The sequence below is a fragment of the Arcobacter sp. L genome (assembly GCF_000284235.1).
Classification (GTDB): Bacteria; Campylobacterota; Campylobacteria; order Campylobacterales; family Arcobacteraceae; genus Aliarcobacter; species Aliarcobacter defluvii.
Window position 1 is genome coordinate 909157 of sequence record NC_017192.1, and the last position, 20575, is coordinate 929731.

At 24.2% G+C, this 20575-nt stretch carries 11 protein-coding genes; 2 read left to right on the plus strand and 9 right to left on the minus strand.

Annotated elements, in window-relative coordinates; translation table 11 throughout:
* Positions 1-731: 731 nt before the first annotated feature.
* Positions 732-1346, plus strand: a complete 615-nt coding sequence (locus ABLL_RS04495; RefSeq protein WP_014473594.1) for a DUF6088 family protein — start codon at positions 732-734, stop codon at positions 1344-1346.
* Positions 1339-2319, plus strand: coding sequence for a nucleotidyl transferase AbiEii/AbiGii toxin family protein (locus tag ABLL_RS04500; protein ID WP_014473595.1), 981 nt, complete (start codon positions 1339-1341; stop codon positions 2317-2319). Before ABLL_RS04495 ends, ABLL_RS04500 begins: the two co-directional genes overlap by 8 nt.
* Here ABLL_RS04500 and ABLL_RS04505 read toward each other — a convergent pair.
* The 9 genes from ABLL_RS04505 to ABLL_RS04545 are packed head-to-tail and all read right to left on the minus strand — an operon-like array spanning position 2316 to position 20565.
* Positions 2316-7124 carry a RecQ family ATP-dependent DNA helicase gene (locus ABLL_RS04505; protein ID WP_014473596.1) on the minus strand — a complete coding sequence of 1603 codons (4809 nt, stop codon included), beginning with the start codon at positions 7122-7124 and terminating at the stop codon, positions 2316-2318. The genes ABLL_RS04500 and ABLL_RS04505 overlap by 4 nt on opposite strands.
* Positions 7125-7131: 7 nt before the next feature.
* Entirely contained in the window at positions 7132-8577 is a 1446-nt protein-coding gene (dgt, locus tag ABLL_RS04510; protein ID WP_014473597.1) for a dGTPase, read from the minus strand.
* 25 nt (positions 8578-8602) lie between these two features.
* Positions 8603-10078: a hypothetical protein gene (locus ABLL_RS04515; protein WP_014473598.1), complete on the minus strand. Its 1476-nt coding sequence runs from the start codon at positions 10076-10078 to the stop codon at positions 8603-8605.
* Position 10079: 1 nt separating this feature from the next.
* A complete protein-coding gene (locus ABLL_RS04520) occupies positions 10080-12863 on the minus strand; it encodes an AAA domain-containing protein (protein ID WP_014473599.1) in 2784 nt (927 codons plus the stop codon).
* A 1-nt stretch (position 12864) separates the two neighbouring features.
* Positions 12865-14352: a DUF2779 domain-containing protein gene (locus ABLL_RS04525; protein ID WP_014473600.1), complete on the minus strand. Its 1488-nt coding sequence runs from the start codon at positions 14350-14352 to the stop codon at positions 12865-12867.
* Complete coding sequence (locus ABLL_RS04530; protein WP_014473601.1) at positions 14339-16573, minus strand: hypothetical protein; 2235 nt, start codon at positions 16571-16573, stop codon at positions 14339-14341. The genes ABLL_RS04525 and ABLL_RS04530 overlap by 14 nt, the downstream gene beginning before the upstream one ends.
* Positions 16574-16614: 41 nt before the next feature.
* Positions 16615-17562: a hypothetical protein gene (locus ABLL_RS04535; RefSeq protein WP_041654678.1), complete on the minus strand. Its 948-nt coding sequence runs from the start codon at positions 17560-17562 to the stop codon at positions 16615-16617.
* Positions 17549-18391, minus strand: coding sequence for a hypothetical protein (locus ABLL_RS04540; RefSeq protein WP_014473603.1), 843 nt, complete (start codon positions 18389-18391; stop codon positions 17549-17551). Before ABLL_RS04540 ends, ABLL_RS04535 begins: the two co-directional genes overlap by 14 nt.
* Positions 18391-20565, minus strand: a complete 2175-nt coding sequence (locus ABLL_RS04545) for an AAA family ATPase (protein WP_014473604.1) — start codon at positions 20563-20565, stop codon at positions 18391-18393. The genes ABLL_RS04540 and ABLL_RS04545 overlap by 1 nt, the downstream gene beginning before the upstream one ends.
* Between the last annotated feature and the right edge of the window lie 10 nt (positions 20566-20575).

Below are 20575 nucleotides of genomic sequence, written 5' to 3' on the forward strand. Positions count from 1 at the left end.
TAACAAATATCTAAATAAATTTCAAGCTTTTAATCCAAAATTTTTATAAAAAAAATCAACTTAAGTGTTGAGGATAAAGTATTGTCTAAAAACTATTTAAGCGGTAGAGTGTAAGGACTGCACTGTAAGGCGAAAACCTTGCGATAAAATTAAATACTTGCATAAGGTGAGAATGAACTCACCGAAAACAATCATAGCCAAATAAGAGACCAAATCAGCAAGGTGTGAGGAAGTGTATGTGGTACGATTCACCTTGGAGATGCCCGTTCATCTGCGAAAGCAGTAGCAAGAATACTCCTATAGATTTACCAGTTAAGATATAAAACAGAGGTTTTTAAATTAGTATGAATACTAATACTGGAATTAATTAAAGATATAGGTTACTAGATAAGGGGAACCGTCTAGTGTAATTGTGTTGTAGATTAAGTGCTGAACAATAATCTACTAATAGTCGTAGAGTAGTGTCCTGCAAAAGCCGTGTCATTTGCACATTTTAGACTAACTTGTCCTGACCTATTTTGTTAAATTCAAAATAGTCCAAGGGCAAGTTGTCTCCGCTTCGGAGCCATTCCCTACCAAATCATTTGAGCTTAGCCAAAGGCAAACGGAAAGATTAACTTAAAAGAGCAGGGACAACTGAGACAAAAAAGGTGGAAGAGATTTATTTAATTTAAATAAAATCTAGAAATAGATATACTTTTTTCTAGAAAATACAAATAAGGAATAATCAATTGAAACTCTATGATATAGTATTTTATTTTATTTCTGGTCATAGTAGGGGGTGGGCATTCTCATCTACTGATTTGATTAAAAAGTTCGAGCGACAGCAAATAGATAATGTATTATCTGATTTAGTAAAAGATAAAAAAATTAGACGAGTATCAAGAGGAATTTATGATTATCCTAAATATAGTGATTTCCTAAAAAAAGAATTAAGCCCAGATATAGAACAAGTATCACGAGCATATGCTAGAAAGTTTAATTGGAGAATAGAAGTATCAGGAGATAGTGCTTTAAATATTTTAAATCTATCTACACAAATACAAGCAAAATATATCTATCTTAGTGATGGACCAAATAAAAGTTATAAATTATTCAATGATGTGGAAATAGAATTTAAAAAATCTGTTTTAAAAGATATAGGATTCAAATATAAAGAAAGCTCTTTAATAGTTCAAGCTTTAAAATCTTTGGGAAAAGAGCATATTACAAATGAAGTAATAAATAAAATAAAAGAACAAATAGAACCTAAGATGTATGAAAAGATTTTAAAAGATACTCAAACTACAACTGTATGGGTATATGAAATAATAAAACAAATATGTAAAGATAATAACAATGAATAAAATAGCAAATTTACCTAAACAACAAAGAAGTGAACTATTTTCTGAAACAGCAACACTTATGAATACAACAAACTCAATTGTTGAAAAAGATTTTTGGGTTGTTTGGACTTTAGATAAAATTTTTAGTGATGATAGATTAAATAAAATACTTATGTTCAAAGGTGGAACGAGTCTTTCAAAAGTATTTAATCTAATTGGAAGATTTTCAGAAGATATAGATCTAATTTTAGATTGGAGATTAGTATCTAATGAAAATCCATTAAATCAGCAAGAATCAAAAAATAAACAAGTGAAATTTAATGAACAAATAAATGAAAATGCAAAAGAATATATTGAAAATGAACTATTACCTATAATTTCACAAAATTTATCTCCTTTATGTACTTGTAGTATGGCTGAAGATGGATTTTCTATAAATGTTAGATACCCAAATGCTTTTGATGACAACTACTTAAGACCTGAAATTTTATTAGAAATTGGACCATTAGCTTCTTGGCTACCATCTGATAGTTTTGAAATATCTTCTTTTGCTGCTCAAAAGTTTCCTGAAGTTTTTGAACAACCAATATGTATTGTAAATACAATCGTTTCAAAAAGAACATTCTGGGAAAAAGCTACTATCTTGCATCATGAAGCAAATAGACCGGAAGAATCATCTATGCCAACTAGATATTCAAGACACTATTATGATTTAGCTATGATGGCTTTAAATGAAGTTAAAAATGAAGCATTAGCTGATATTGATTTATTAAAAAATGTAGTTGATTTTAAACAAAAGTTTTATCCTAGAACTTGGGCAAAATACGAAGAAGCAGTTCCTGGAACATTAAAACTTTTACCACCAGAATTTAGACTTGATTCTTTGGAAAAAGATTATAAAGCTATGCAAAATATGATTTTTGATAAATATATCTCTTTTGATGAGATAATTGATGTTTTAGAAAATTTAGAAAAAGAAATTAATAAAGTTTAATTTTCTAGTTGAATATCTTTTTTCATAATAATTTTACAAAGAGGATGTTTTAAACTCTTTTTACGTTCTTTATCTTCCCATAAAATTATATATTCAACTACACAGCTATAAAAGCTAAAACCATTATTTATTTTTTCAACTATTAATTCATTGAATTTAGTAGAAAAAACTCCAACCATTTTATTACCAAAACACAAACAATAATTATTAAAAGCATTTCTTTTTTCTATATTTAATTTTATGCCTGATATAAGGAAATAATTCGTCCCAAACTTTTCTAAATCAAATCCTAATCTTATATCCCCAAGTGACATCACATGAGTAAAAGTTTTCCCCTCAAATAAATACTCTTTTTCATCCCAAAAGTATTTAACATACTCTTTTTTATTTGGTATATCTTTATTATCATGTCTTAATATATTTAGTTCATTTTTTGCTCTTGTCATTCCAACATAAAACAGTCTTTTATCTTCATCTTCTTTTGGATTTTTATCTACTAACAAATAAACCTTATCAAATTCCAAACCTTTTGATTTATGAATTGTTGAAATTACAATATTCTTTTTATAACTTTCAAAATCTTCGAGTTTAATTTCATCTAAATAAGTAATCCATTGTGAAATATAGTAGTTATCGCTTTCATCTTCAAATTTATCAATAATTTTACGAATTAGAGGCAAATTTGTAGAGTTTTTAAACCTATTCTCTATTACCTCTAAAGCATTTTCAAAATAGCTTCTTTTGTAAGCTATATTATCTTCTAAATAACTATTTAGAATTTTGTCAAATTCTACTAATTCAACTATATTTTTTAAATCAAATTTTTCTCTATCAATTAAGTATTTTGCTTCAATATTATTGTCTTGAAGTATTGAATAAATATCTAAAACCATCTCATTTGTTTTAGCTAAAATAGCTATATTTTCTTGTTTCTCTTCTTGTTTGATTAGTTCAATAAGAGGAGGTATTAGATTTGAAGAGCTTATTGAATGAATATTTACAAATCCATTTTCTGAACTATTCGCATACAAAGGATTTGTTTTATATCTTTTTGAAACTTTTGTAACAAAATCATTTGAGTATTCCACAATGTTTTTTTTACTTCTAAAATTGCAAAGTAACTCATACTGTTTGCATAAATCTTTTTCATCTTCATCTTTTCCAAACTCATTTCTGAATTTATCAATAAAATTAATTTGCGCCCCGTTAAAATCCATAATACATTGGTCATCATCACCAACAGCAATTATTTTAATATCTTCATTATTTGCTTTATAAATTGCTCTTACAAGTTCAAAACTTTTTTCATTAATATCTTGAAACTCATCTAGTATTAAAACTGTTATATAGGGTAATTTTATTTCTCCTGCATTTATTTGTCTAGTTGCTTCTTCAATAGCATTGTCAAGAACTTTTCTATCTTCTTTATTTGAAATTCTAGCAATTAATTTTAAAGCATATGCGTGGAAAGTTTGTATTTCCACATCATAAGATAAAGCACCCATCAAATCATTTAGTCTTGTTTTAAATTCCATTTTTGCACTTTTTGAAAAAGTCAACATCATAAATTGTTCTGGTTTTATATCTTCTGTTAAAATTAAAGAGGCAATTTTATGAACTAAAACTTTTGTTTTTCCACTTCCGGGACCTGCTAAAATCATCATAGCTTTTGTATTTGTGTCTTTGATAATTTCTTTTTGTTCATCAGACATTTTTTCAAATATTTTATTGTATCTTTTTTGAGTGATTGGTTTTGAAATTTTCTCTTTTAGAAGTTTGTATTTTTCTTTAAATCCTTCATAAGAAAGAGTAAAATAATCCCTTAAAAATAAAATAGCTTTATAATCATCATCTTTTAATCTTTTTGCGTATTCACCCATAATATGAATAGATTCTATTTTTGTTTGATAGTGTTGTTCTAGCCTATTTTTATATTCACCATTTGTATATTTTCTTTTTATTTGAACTTTTTCTTCTTTTTGTATAATCATCGGAGTATAGTTGATAAATCGCCCTTTGAGTAACTCTAAAATATTTAAGTGATGCATATACAACAAAGATTTATCAATATCTTCAATATCATATTTTTTATCCATAGATTCATGTAATCTTTTTAGGGAAAATACAACTTCTTCTTTTTGTTTGTTATCTAAATCTTTTGTTAAGATAAGTAAAACATTTTCGCTAATTTCATGATTCTTTTTGATTTTATCTTTTATATTTTGAAGATTTTCAAATTTGAAATACCACAAATCTTGTTCTCTATTTTGTCTATTAAAAATAAAATTTGATTTACTTCTCCAATTTTTTATTATTGATTTGATTAATTCAGATTCATTCTTAGAACTTATTTCTTGGCTATTAAGTTGTTCATTTAATTCTCTGATTCTTACTTTTGAGCTATTTAAAGACTCTAAATAATTTAATAAAATCAATTCTATTTCTTTTGTTTTTTTAAATTTCTTTAGACTAGAAAAGCTAATTTCTAAACTCAAATCTTTACTGTCACCCAAAAGTTCCAACTGTTTTAATTGATTTATAGCCAAAGAAATTTCATTTTTTGAGTATCCCAAAATATAAGCTAACTCATCAATTTGTACAGCATCAGGTTTTCCTCTTCCGATGATATTTTGTAATACAAGGATTAATCTTTGTTGTTCTTCTTGACTAAAAGTTGATTCTTCTAGTTTTTGATGTAGTTTTTCCATAGATTTTGAAGCTATTGAATCTGCAAAAAAATTAGTTTTATTTCTTTTTCTGCTGATATACTCTTCTCTTTCAAGTTCTAATAACGCAGTTTTTACTTTTGTACTATAATCTGTCGAACTATCTTCAACATCCCAACCAGCTTCTTTTGCCAGTTCAAATGCTGTTTTATTTATCACATCACCTTTTGATTTTTTGATTACTAAATATATAGAGTTTATTTCACTTGCTGTTAATTTTGACCTATTTAGTGAAACAAAATGTTTGTCTAAATCATCTTCATCAAACAAAATTGGGCAAAAAGCTTCAAGCTTTTCATCCCTTGCTCCACGTCCAGCTTCTTGTGAATAGTTTTCTAATGAATCAGATATTTCATAGTGTATTACATTTGTAATATTTGATTTATCAACTCCCATACCAAATGCAGTTGTTGCTACAATAATATCAATATTGTTTTCAATATAATCTTTTAATATTTGCATTTTTTCTTGTGATTCGATTTTTGAATGAAATGACTTTGCTATTTTATTTGTATCCATAGCTATTTTTTGAGCAATCTCATCACAATTTTTTGTAGAAGTTGGAATATAAACTAATGTTGCACCATCATGTTCATTTATTAGTTTTAAAAGTTCCACATATTTATCTTTGGTGTTTGAGGGAATTGATTTGTATTGTAGATTTTTTCGCTCAGGAACTGCCAAATATTTATCAAGTTTTATATTTAAACCATCTAAAAAATACTCTTCAATATCTTTTATAACACTTGGTTTTCCAGTTGCAGTGAAACATGAAATTGGAATATGATTTTGAAATGGTTTTTTCTCTAATAAATCTTTTATAAACTCACAAATATAATAATAATCTTGCCTAAAATCATTTCCCCAAGTAGATAAACAGTGAGCTTCATCAATAACAAATCTTTCAATAAGTCTATTTTTTAAGATATTAAAAATCGTATTAGAACGCAATGATTCAGGAGCAATATATAAAATATCAGCTTCACCACTTATTACTTGTTCAACTGCTTCACTTCTTTCAAGTGGACTCATAAATCCACTAATTGCCACAGCTTTAAAGTTCGCAACCTTTGAATTAAAACTTTTTATATGGTCTTCAATCAAGGCTTGAAGAGGTGAAATAACAACTGTCAAAGCTTTATAAGAATGAGCTTTGAAAATTGCAGGTAACCAAAAAGTAAAAGTTTTTCCTCCACCTGTTGGAAGAATTGTAAGAAATGATTCATCTCTCAATGAAGCTTCAACCATCTCTCTTTGAGAAATAGATGGATTATCAAGTAGATTTGCATTTAATCTAGGAAACTCTCTAAATGTTCCAAATCCAAAAACTTCTTTTGAAAAATCACTTAAAACATTATTTGCATTTTTTATATCAAAACAAAGTTTTTTTTGAATTTCTACTATATCAGGATAAGAAAATAAAATCTTAGGAGGATGGGATTTTATCTCAATATATGGAGTTAAAAGTGCCAAAATATAAGATAACTGAACTTTATGAGTAACTAATACTTCTTTTAAATATTCAAAATTTACAATAGTTTTATTATGTTTACTTTTTATCAAATTATATAAATCATCAAAATCTAATTTTTCTAATTTTATATTAGAACTTATATACTCAAAAAATCCACTAAAATAAATATTGTCATATAAAAGCGAATAAAAAATATTTTGAGTATCTTGTGGTAAATCTGAAAATCGTTCTATTAATTTGTCAAATAATATAGAAGTGATTTTAGAATCTTCAACTGGATTATTATCAAAATCATCCTCACTTTTATAGTTTTTAGGTAAACTATGGATGGTTTTTTCACTAAAAAGTAGTAAAGATAATGGCAAAGTATCAATAATCTCAAAATCTTTAATATATTGATTTAAACTGGTTTCATTGAGAATCTTCAAATCAAAATCAATAAAATTATGTCCTGAAATAAAGTTTGTATTACAAGATAAAATGAAAGCACAACTTTCTTCTACTGAAGTTGTTTTTAGTTCCAAATCTTTATAAACCAAACCAATTTCATTGATTTTTTTAGTTTTTATATTAGCTTCTATATCGCAATAAATTATGTTTTTCAAAGAATTCCTATTTAATTGCAGACAATATTTTATATTCTTCTAATGCAAAATCATCAGTCATCCCGCTTATATAATCAATTATTAATCTAACTCTAAAATAAAATTCTAATATGTTAAACTGCTCAATATTCTCTTTATCCAATTTCTCAATATCATTTTTATAAGCTACTATTTGTTTAGATGAAACCCTTTTTATAAGTCTTTCTGAAATAAAACATTTAATTTCTTCACCCTTTAAAAGTTTTGCAAAATCATCAGTTTCTAATTCTAAAAGAGGTTTATAAATATTAAATAAAGAGTTTACAATTGTATAAGCTTGAAGTTCTAAAGTTTGAACTTCTTTATTTTGATAAATATATTTATTTGAGATATGTTTTAAGACTTTTAGAGCTTTATAATATTTACTTTGTTTATCATATTCTAAAAGTGCATGATTGAAACTTCCCTCAAATATTGCTTCATGATTTTGTATAAATATATTAGAAACATGTTTTACAAAATTTGTAACAAGAGTCACCCTTAAAAATGTAAAGAACATATTAAATTGATATGGTTCTTCATTTCTCTTTGCTTTTTCATACTGTTTATCAATAATTTCTAATAAAAACTCTTCATCTTGTTTTTGGCATTCAGTTTTAATAATATTATAAACTTCATCTAAAGATAAAATTCTTTTTTCAACAGAATCTTCCAAATCAGCTGTTAAATATGAAATATCATCAGCTGCTTCCATAATATAAGTTATTGGAAATCTATGTCCTGCTTTTATATTTAATGTTGTTTGTATTTTTTTTACTAAATCTTTTTCACTATAATAAAACCCTGGTTTCTTTTTGAGATAGTTTAATGGATTATCACTTGATGGTTTATCTTCAAATGCTCCTCTTGTATATTTTAAAACTGCAATTATTTGAAAATATGAAAGATTTAATCTTTGAAGTTTTGTGATGATTCTGATGGCTTGTGCATTTCCATCGTAATTACAAATATCTTTTGCTAAAATATTTTTTAAATCGTTGCTTTCTTTTGTATTAGATTCAAAACTATTTAATTTTGGTAATACATTTATTTTAAGCCATTTATTTATCGTTTCTTCTGCAAAATGCCCAAAAGGAGGATTCCCTATATCATGAATTAAACTTGTCATTTCAGAGGTAGAAATAAAAGCATTTTCCATATCTTCTAAACCGTAAGTTTTTAAATCATTTTTTTTCAATTCATCTAAAATAGTTCTAGCAATATATCTAGCATTTTGTGCAACCTCCAAAGAATGAGTAAGTCGTGAACGAATTGAAGCATTTAATTCCAAAGCAAAAACTTGAGTTCTTTTTTGCAATCTTCTAAAAGCAGCTGATGAAAAGATTCTTCCTCTATCACTCTCAACTGTTGTTTCTATATCTTTTGATGGATAAAGTTCTCTATCTACTGTTAATCTTTCTTTATAATTAATCATCATATTCCTTCCAATTTTCCTAAAATTAATATATTTTCATACGATTTATATTTTTTAATTCATTTTCAAATTGAATAATTTCTTCTTTATTTTCTTTTGAAATTAAACTTGATTTTTTTTGATTTAGAATATTTAATTCTCTTTGTAAAGTTTCTAGATTTTCTTTTTGTTTTTCATAATTCTCAAGTTCTTTTGCCAATTCAAATATTTTAGTTCTATTTTCTAAATAAATAGGATATTTCTCTAATTGTTCTTCATTATTTATTTTTTCAAATTCATCAATTCTTTTTCTTACTGATACACGTTTTTTAGAGTCATTTAAATCTATTCCATAAAGTTTATTTTTAGCCTCTTTAATTTTCTGCATTTCTTTATCAAAATCTTTTTTATCATTAAAAGTTAAATTATTCATTGATTTCGCAATTTCTTCAATTTGAATATTTATTTCATCAAGTGTATTTTTATCATAGTTAGGTTCAAGCATTATAATTTTTTCTAAAAAATAATTTGATAGAATTTCTTTAATATTTTTTTTATCTTCTAAATCATTTATCTCATAAATGGAATCAATTTTTCTTATATAATATTCATTCCCAAATATAAAAATATCATCTAAATTAATATCTGTAAAAAATATTCTTTTTTCTTTATCATTAGTATAATTAGTAAAAATATATAAATTTTTTTGATTTTTATTTAATTTAATTACTTCATGGGTAATATCTTCAATTTTTGTTGAAAAAATAACAACAATTAAATTATCTTTATTTAAAGAAATTTTGTCTCTTAGAATAGGAAGAAATTCTTCTTTATGGCAAAAAAAGTTTTCATTTTGTATGAAAGTTTGATTATTTAGATTTTCATAAATTTGATTATCTAAAAATTTTAAATCATTGTGATTATTAATACCTTGATTACTATAAATTAAAAATTTATTATCAGAATAAGTCAATAATTTAACTTTTTTTGTTGATTCTTTACTATTTATTAATTCAAAATTTAAAATTTTTTTATCATTTTCTCTTATGTTTTTTTCAAATTCATTTTTTAAAAAATTATGAATATCTTTAAATTCATCTTTAGTTAAATAAAATTTTTCTTGAATTTTTTCTTTTTTAAATTTATTTTCATATTGTAAATATTCAGCATTTTCATCAAAGTTAATAATAAGATTATCACTATCTAATCCATTTATCATATCAATCTGAGCTAAATTTTTTAAATTCTCTCGTATTATATTTTCATCAAGATGTAATAAATCAGCGATCTTTTTAATATTTATTGTTGAATATATTTCATCTGCTTTTTGAATTATTTTCAATGAATATTTTTCAAATAAGTTTAATGGAACAGTCTGTTTAAAAAGTATGTTTACATAAGCTTCAAAAGTTGATAATTCTATATCTTTTATTGAACATAATTTGCTATCAAACTTATTTTTCTTTTTGAAATTTCTTATTTGACTCATTTGCTCAAGGGTTAAGTCATAACCATATAACATTTTATTCTCCTTTTACACTACCAAATTTTTTTGCAATATTAAATATTTCATCATATTGTTGTGCCGATTTCTCATTATTACCAAATCTAAAATTATCAGGATTTCCTACGATAATTAAAAGATTTCTTGCTCTTGAAAAAGCTACATTAATCCTATGAGGTTTTTTTGCAAAACCAACTTCATGTTTTTTATTATTTCTTACCAAAGACACAATTATGATATCTTTCTCTTGTCCTTGAAATCTATCAACAGTACCGAATCTAATATCTAAATGGGGATAATTTCTATCTTCCCTTGGAAGTCTCCAAAATCCTTTTTTTTCTAAACTTGTTAATTCTGATAATTGACTTCCATAAAAAGTAATCACTCCAACGGAAGGTTTTTTTTCTATTTTTTCATATGATTTATTTAAAAAATCAAGTGTTGTTTTTATTCTTTTAATTTCAGATTCATTAAAAAAAGAACTACTTCCTTTATGTTGACTTTCTTCATCACTTTTTTTTGTTTTTAGCCAAACTAAATGTTTCTTATGAAATGTTTTATCTTGTATTTGATGACATTTTTCTAAATCTGGGTTTTTTAATCCACACTTCAACCCTTCATTATTCTTTTCATCTCTATAAAATTGATTTATTGCTTTTTGAATATCAGGATGCATTCTATATTGAGTATTTAACATAACATAGTTATCTGGATTATTTTGAATAAGTTTTTCAAAAACTGTAGTATCAAAATCTAAAGAATCTAGACTTATATTACACTCTTCAGCAATATCTTCCAAACTAACATCTTTTATAATTGGAGGTAATTGTTTATGATCTCCTACAAGTATAAGTTTTTGACCTTTTAATATTGGAAGTACAAGTTCTGGAGGTGTTGCTTTTGATACCTCGTCTACGATAACAACATCAAAGCTTTTATTTTTAAAACTATTTTTTCCTGTTTCAAATAACGTTGCACCCCAAATATTTAATTTATGCATATAGTTAGAAGATAAATAACCTAATTCTTCATCATAGATATTTTCATCTTCTTCAATTTGTAAATCATTTAAAAAGTTTCTACGTATTTCTTCAAAATATTTTAGTTCATTTAATTCATCAAATCTGTCATGAATTAAATCAATATTTTCATTATTAGTCTCTATTAAATTTTTTAAATCTATAAATTCTTTTTCATTTCTATCTAACTCATCTTTTAAATTTTTTACAATTCTATTTTGATAAAAAGTACCTAAGTTTTGTTCTATTGGTAAACTTTCTCCATCTTCAGGCTCATAATCTTTTCGTATAATTCTAATTGGATATAAAGATGGATGATTTAATCTCTGTATAGCATTATCTACAGCCATATTTGCTTGAGATACTATTAAAACTTTTTTGCCACGTATTGCTTCTTGATAAGCTATTTCAGATATTACTTCAGTTTTTCCAGTTCCTGGAGGTCCTTGAATCATAAAAAGTTCTTGAGAAATCAAAGCTTTTTTTATGGCTTCTTTTTGTTTATCATTTAAAACTTTTGAAAGATATTTGATTTCAAAATTATCTATTTGATTTTGACTTATAACTGGTAGCTTTTTATCTCCAAATAAAAAAGGTTTTAATGGATGATTTTGGATTCTTTCTAAACCTTGTTTAAGTGTTTTTAATTGGAATTGATCTCTAAAATAAGATACTCTTAATATTAATTTTTCTCTTGGGTTGAATTTCTTTGAGCTATTATTTCCTAATAAACTTAATACATTGTTGATATTGTCTTTTTCTTCATTACTTAATGTATATTCATTTTCAGAGTAATGCGCATATTCATTACTTAGTTTAGAAAATAATTTAACTAAAAGATTTTTTTCTTCATCTTTTATATTTAATTTTAAAATATGATTTTTTACTTGAGTTGTACTATTTACTTTTTCTTCGATAAATTGTCTAGCTTTCATGGCAAAATTTAAATCATCTAATGCAGATGAGATAATTTCACTATTTTCATTATTTGTAAATTCTTTTTTAAATTCATCACTAAGTGTAAAGGTAAATTCTTTTTTATTAGCATCAAATTGTCTATCTAACTTACCAAAAAAATTATCTTTTGAATTTCTTCTATCCTCATCCCATTCATGTAGTTTTTTATTTTTATTAACATTCTCAGGATAATAAAAAATAAAATCTTCACCTCTAGCTTTTTTTAATTTTTCAAATATATTGTTATCATTTACAAAGATAGTCGCCTTGTTTTTACTATATGAAATTTCAGTTTCAATATAAAAATCTTTTGCATCAATTAATTTTTCTAAAAGAGTCAAATAAACAAACCATTTTTTATATTCTTCATTTTCTTCTAATGACTGAGTTTTATAAGGTTTTAATTCTTCAAATTTTTTTTCTATGGCATCTAGTAGGCTCTTTGTTGAATTATTATAGTATTCTCGATTAAACTTTGTTGGTATCTTTACTTCACATTCAATATCTAAAAAATCATTATTTTCATCAATTATAATTTCAGGTTTTTTTTGAATATCAAAACAAAACATATAATTATCTATTTTATTCCTAAGATTGTCTATGCTTCTTTCTACAAAAAGAATATAGTCACTATCATTGATTTTTATTCCAATTTTATTTTTATCTTTACTTTTATGTTTAAATATAAATATTTTTAATTCTTCATCTTGAGGAAACTCTTTTTCAATAAATTCCTCAATATCACTATTAAATTTATTTTTTATTTTTTCTTTTACTTTATTTCCTAGTGAAATAGTAATAATTTTATTTTGTTCTAAATATTCCATATTAAATGTTATTTACTTCCTTTTTCAATTTTTCTAAAATTCTCACTATAGCTAAAGTATCAAGTTTACAATACTCTAAAAGTGAAATTCTAAGTTTTTGTTTTTCTATATCATTTAACTTACTCATATTTGCAAAAGCATTCATAGCTTGGCTTCCATTTTGAACACCATCTAATTCTTTATAGGCTTTTTCAAACTCTGATACAAGTGCTGGCAATACATATTTGATAGAGTAGCTTCCTTGCATACTAGGTGTTACATACCACTTCTTTTGAAAAGGTATCATTAAATCTTGCATATTTTCATTTATAGATAATAGATGTTCACTAAACTCTTCAAACAAAGTTGCTAATTTTTTTATAACACCCTTTTCAAAACTCATGTTATAAGCTAATACAGTTACATCATTTGGTATATCTTCACAAAGTCTAAGAGCAAGTTCATATCTACTATCAACACTATCTTGAGCTAAAAACTCTTTATGTTCTAATCTTCCATCTTCATATTCAATATGAAGTGAGTATTGAAATGGTATTTGTTCAAATGGTTTTAAACCTTTATATTGAGGAATTGCTTGTTGATATGTTTCAAAGTCTAAGTGGTAAATTGGATAAGTCAGATTTTGTAAAAATGATTTAATGTTTTCTATATCTATATATGTAATTTTTGATTTATAGTTTTCAACTGCTTGAGCTTGAATAGAAGTCATATCAAAGTCATGTGGTACATCATCTATATTTATAATACCTCTACTATAAAGTTCTATTTGTTTTTTACTTCCAAGATTGAAAATATTAAATATAGAATAATCAGGTATTTGTCTTTGAATTTTCCAACAATACTCTTTTGCATCACATTCATAAGGAGCATTACAATGTTTACCTATATCTATAATTGGTTCATTTTCTCTGTCTTCTAAATATGTTTCAAACTCTTTTAAAATATTAGGAATATTTGATTGCATTGATATAACTTCATTTGTAACATCAACTATTTTAAAAAGTTGATTTATATCTAGCTCATCACCTCTTATATATTCATTGTTTATATGAATTACATTTGCACTTTTTATTTTAAAATCTAAGTTTTTAAGTACATAATACTGAATAGAAACATCATGTAAATATATATCTTTTACTTCTGTTGAACTTTTAACTTCATAAATAGATACTTCACCATTAGAAATAGTTAAAATATCTACCATAATTAAAATACCTGAAAAGTTAAATGTAGCTTCATATATATTTTCAACTTTCTCATCAAGCCATTGTTTTGTAATAGCTATCATCTCATCATAGTTTTTTGAATAAGGCACTTCTTTTCCATGAGGGAAAAGCTGACAAGCAAAATCTCCTACTATATTTCCAGTATCAAATACTGCAAGAGCAGATTCATCAGGTGGTGTTAGTACACTTGGCTTATATTTTTTAAGCCAAAGTGCTTTGGGGCATTGGATGCCTTTTGTGTAGAGGGATTTAGAGAGGTTCATGTAGCTTATTCTCTATAGTCTTTTTTAAAAAAGTTAATAATTCTAAAAAACTTTTATTTTTTAAAATTTGTTCATTTCTAGTATCTATATTTCTTAAATATTGCAATAATTTTCTATATAATTTAATATCCAATCTTTCTTTCTTATATAATTCAATCTTTATTAACATCAATATAATTTCAAAAACTCCTATTAGTCTATCATTTATATTAAATGATTTATAATTTATTAAATAATTATTCAATTCATTTAATTGAATATTGTTTATTTTTTCATTAAAAAAACTAATAAACTCACTATATAAACTATTATCGTTATCCTCAATAATGAACTTAATATATTCTTCAAAAAATATAACATCATTAAATTTTTCAATATAATCTGTACTATTTTTTTCTTTATATACCTCCTTTGCAACTGAATAGTAATGAATTCTTTTATTAAATATATAATAGTATTTACCTTTTTTAATAAGTAATTCTTCAAATTCTAAATCTTTAATAAATTCATGTATGTTGTCTCTTATATAGTTTTTATCAAATAAACTTTGTATAATTTTCAATAAATCATCATATGAAAGTTTCATTTTTATAAAAACAATTTCTTTAATAATCTTACATAAAACTTTTGTTTCCTTAAGTCCAATATAAAGTGAATTTATATTATCTTCAACTTGTTTTATTAGAATATTAATTATTTCATCTAGAATATAATTTCTACTAAAATCTTTTTCAAAATTAAGTTTAGATAAAACACCTATTTTATTATTATAAATTTCTAAATTTTTAAGAATGTCTCTATCTAAATAGTTTCGTTCTGTTATTAAAATTTTTCTATAAATATTATTATTGTAATAATTTAAATTAAGAGCAAGTAAACCTATATCCTGATTTTTTCCCAACTCCTTAGGAAAAAGCTTTAAATTTAGGTTATTGTTAATATAGAAATTTTCGAATTCTTTATGACTATATGGTCTCATTGTTATAATTAAATTTATATAGTTAAAGCTAGTTATCTGTCTAATTAATAATTTCAATCTAGTCCATTCAATTTTTCTTTCTTCTATTTCTATTATAATTAAAGTATTTATTTCCCTATTCTTAGCATAAACATCCAATATACTTAAATACTCTCTATCTGTATAATTATCAATAAATAAATTACTTGTAATCATTTTACTTAAACTTTTTTCTTTGAATAAAATATTACTTTTTAATAAAATAGTATCAAGACTCGCTTTTTCTCTAATTTTAATAATTGAATTAATAAAATTAGATTTTGTTGTCTGTGCGTTTCCAACAATAATTACATTGTATTGAAAATTTGGAGAATGATCTAAACTACGTAAATTAGTATTGTAAAATATTTTTTTTATTTCTTTATGTAACTTAATATCTATTTTTTCATTATTTATTTCCAAATAGAATAAAAAATCTTTCAAATCTATATTAAAGGTTTCTTTCTTATATTTAAAAAATAATTGTGCAATTTCTATATTAATACTTTTTAATTTTTCATGTAATAAATCAACAAAATCTAAATAATATTGATTTCCTGTAAGTTTATTTAAAAAAAAATCATTGTCAAATCTATATAGAATATTCTTTTTATTATTATAAAAAAATCCAAAATCCAAAATCCAAATTATTTTAAAAAAAATATTTGAATAGTTTCTTTCAATTAAGTCGTTATTATGGTCTATTAAAGAGATACATGGTTTATTAAAAAATGCATTATATAAATGTCTATTTTTTTCTTGAAAAAGATATTTATTAATTTCATAATTTCCCCAATAAATAAATTCTATATCTCTATTATTTTTTTCTTTTGAATATTCTTTCCATTTAATTATATAATCATCCCATTTTTGTTTACAAGATTTTTTTTCAACTATACTTCCATCTGGCATATCAATTGGCATAGCTAAATAACATTTTATTAAATTAGAATGATTTGATATAGCATTACACATAGATTTATCAATTTGTTGCCATTGATTATTTTGAGGGGCATTTAAAAACCACTTAGCTTGAATACCTATTAAAGAATTATCTTCTAAACGTATATAAGCTTCAAGACCACCATCCGGTGTTCCTTTTTTGTAAAAAGAATCCTTTTCAGCCTTTATTTCATTTTCAAATAACATACATACTAATTGCTCAAAAGCATTATACTGAGAAGAATTCCAACTTATTATACTAGTCCAATTTATATTATTCAATCTATATCATTCCTTATTTTATTTCATATTTAAATAAGAGATTATAAACATTTAATATTCTTAAAATTAAATTCTAAATCATCTAACTTTATATCATCAGATATATATAACATTAGAGATAAAAACATATATCCTAACAAATATATATATTTACTTGATTGAAAACTATTTGGATTAACATAATCACTATTTAATCTTGAAGCAATTTTTCCATGTACTGTATTATTTCTTATTGCATATAAAATATTAAACAATATAAATTGTATATATTCTTCTTCAGAATTTAGTTTTAGCGTATATGTTTGATTATTATGACTTAAAAAAGTTTGTCGAGTTTTTATAAGTTCTTTTAGTTTTTCACTTAAACTATGTATAATTTTTAAACTTTTATCTTTATCATTAATTCTCAAATCTACTTCTCCATTTGAGATGATTGGATTACAAATACCTAAATACTCCTGTCCATAAGCTGATATAATTGAATCATGTATATTTGGGAATTTACTTTTAAATGTATTATATGATGAATAAACATAACGTTCATCTGTTATTTTTTGTTTAATCACGTAAGATTTTAGAATATAATTAGAAATAAAACGTAAAATTTTATTAGGAATCTTATCAATATATTTTTCTATTAACATTCCTACTGTTTTTGTTGTAATAATCTTATCACTTACTCTACTTGCTATTGTATCACTCATATTTTGAAGTAATACAGAATCTCCAATTTGAACTACTTTTGAAGATCTTCTTTGATAAGTACTATATGCATTATTAATACATTTCCATAAAAAAGTGAAAGCCATATCGGGTCGTTCAGGTAAACAATAATAAGAATCTAATAAATGTGTTCTTAATACATAAGGTATATCTTCTTCTTTTTTCCAATTTTTTGAAAATAGATACTCAAATTTAAAGTTTTTAACTTTTATACTTTCTATATGTTTAGACTTGTCATAACTCTTCATTAACTCATATTTCTTCATTTCTCACTCCAAATTTTTTAGTATATTCTTCTCTTGTTATATATGTTTCTACTCTATCTTCTTTTGAATAAATAAATTTATCTAAATCATTAATACTATTTATCCATATAGCAATTCTATCTCTATCAAAAGGAAAAGAAAATGCCTGTTCAATATCACTTGAAAAACATGGTAAAGGAAAGGTTTCCATTTTTTTTTCATGAAAATTGATAATAAAATACGTATTTTGATAATAATCAATACTACTCTTTTTTTCTTTTTTAAATTTTGGAATTTTGCCAATCATTATGTCATAATGTGTATCTAAAAACTTATCAACTCCTAATTCTAAATTAATTAATTTCCCTATCGCATGCCCTAATGTTTGATTATCTACAATGAATTCTTCATAATATCTATAAAAAATATTAAAATTATTTTCTTCTTTTAACAATTCTTCAATGTCATCCCAAAATAATAATTTAATATTAAATTTATACCCATCATTATTAAATTCATTAATAGTATCTTGCAATTTTTTATCTTTTTTTATTGTTGTACAAATAATATATTCTTCTAATTTAGGATTAAATTTTTCAGCTTTTAGAATCTCGTTTGTAATATCAAGTTTTGTTAATTTACTTTCTCTAACTTTACATTGTATGCCAAACCACTTATTTGTATTTTTTTTTCGTCCAAATACATCAACTCCATCTTGTTCTTGTCCAAAAGAACCATAGAAATCAACATTTATATTTGAACTGTCATTTTTCCATAAATCACGACATAATCGTTCGAATAATTTAGAATCTTTAATTGGAGAAATTTTTATTCCATTTAAATCGCGCATTATAAACCTTTTATATCATTATATAATTCAACTAAATGTCCATAAGACATATCAAGTAATGGTTCATACATAAATGAATTTAAATGAATATTTTCTGGAGTCATAATACTCATTCTAGTTAATATGTTAATGCTATCAATAAAATCCTGATTATCTTGATATTCGTCTTTAAAACGTTGAAATAATTTACCTGTTTGAGTTCCATTGATAGGTGACTGATTAGTTACATTATCCCACATATATTTTTCTGCCTTAAGTCTTATAGCTATTGACAAAACTATTTTATCATCAAGTAAGATACCATCATGTTTACCTGAAGCAATTATAGATTCTGCACAATCATAAATTGAATTTAGAATGAAATGTTCATCATTATCTATTACTTTACCTTTATAGAGATTACCTACTGTTTCAAATACAGCCTGAATGTCTTTTTTCTTTATATTCTTTGTTATATCTTTTTTAATGTGTAAACAGTTAGTCAACAATTTATATTCGTCTCCACCTGAACCATGTGCATATTCAATTATATTTCTAATAAAAGGAATAAGAGAAATAAATTTTTTTAAATCTTTTGGATATTCTTTTTTCCACAACTCAAATGGACTTGTAATATTCTTTTTACCTGCATCAACAATTTTTAAAGATTCATCCATATCTTTATCAACCATCAAAGAGTTATACCATTTTGCATCTAATAAAATTCTCTCTTGAACTGTTCTAAAGAAGTCAAAATTATGCGTTAAGATAATTTGATTGAAAAAGGGGTAATTAGAAATTTCATTTAAATATTCAACAATTGCATATTTATTTTTATAATCAAAAGAATCTGCTATATCATCAATAATAATAAGAGTATTTGTTTTATCTTCAATCCTTCCCTTGATTTCAAAAATCACATATAATAAATATAGTGCTCTTTTTTCACCTTGACTTAAAACTTGTAAATTTCCTAAAGAATCTTTTGAAAAAGTTTTTTTAGCACCCGTAGTTGGATTAGTAAATTCAAAATCAATATTTGGAGTTTCTCTACCTAAAATTGCACTTTTTTTATTAGTAATTAATATTTCGAATGGTAGAGAAAATCTTTTTTTGAATTCATCAACAACTTGTTCCCATTTTGTAAATTGTTCCTGTGCTTTTTTTTCTATTTCTTCAATTTCAGATTTTGTTGATTGATATAATTCCTTTAAAGTATTTAAATATACTTCTTCTTTTTTGAAATAACTAAGCCATAATTTTTGTTTTAACTTCTCTATATTTGTTATTTTTAATTCTGTAATAATTTCTGGATACTGTTCAAGTAAACTTTCAAATTCACTAATTGATTTTACTCCATTACTAATTTGTTTTTGGATTGCTTGTAAATCTACATCTGCAAAAAAATCTGCCTTTTCTTTTTCAAGTGTTTTATCTAAATCCTCATATGTCGTAAATGCAGTAGGATTACCATGAAGTAAAATTGAGTGTTCAGCTTGAAAAAAGTTTTCTTTTTTCGTTGCATTTAAGATATTATTTGCTTTTGTTGGGTTAAAAATACCTTTTTTATAATATTGAGACTTTTCAAGTAGCAGATTATATTTATCAGTATAATCTTGAATTTTTTCTGCAAAATTCTTTTCATTGAGCATTTGAAGAACTTTTTCATCCATAATAATTTTATACGGTATATGAGAAAAATCATCTACAACATCATCTAAATTTATCGATTCTATATGCTTAAAAAAAGATATTCCATTAAAATCTGATTCAAGAGTCTGCTCTATTTTAGTTTTAACAATACCAGATAATTTATTAAGTTTATTAATAAATTTATCTTGAGATAGTAATAGCTCTTTTGTAAGTTCTTCATATTTTTTTCTAGCATCCGAATCTACTAATAAAGTTGTCATGTTATCTGAGTTAAACTTTTCATTAATACTTTCAATTACAAGGATTTTATCTTTTGAAAGAGTCATAGTATCAGCTAATACTTCGAAACTAGAAGTATTTCCGAATATTTTTTCTTGAGGTTGTATTCCCTTACTTATATCGAGTAATGTTTTTGAAAATGAAGTTTTCATCATACCATTTGGTGCATATAATGCAATAGTTTGATGTTTCTCAAATTCAAAATCATGTTTTAAATAAGAAATTCCATAACAATGTTTAAATTCTACAGTTAATTTTTTCATTTTATTCTCA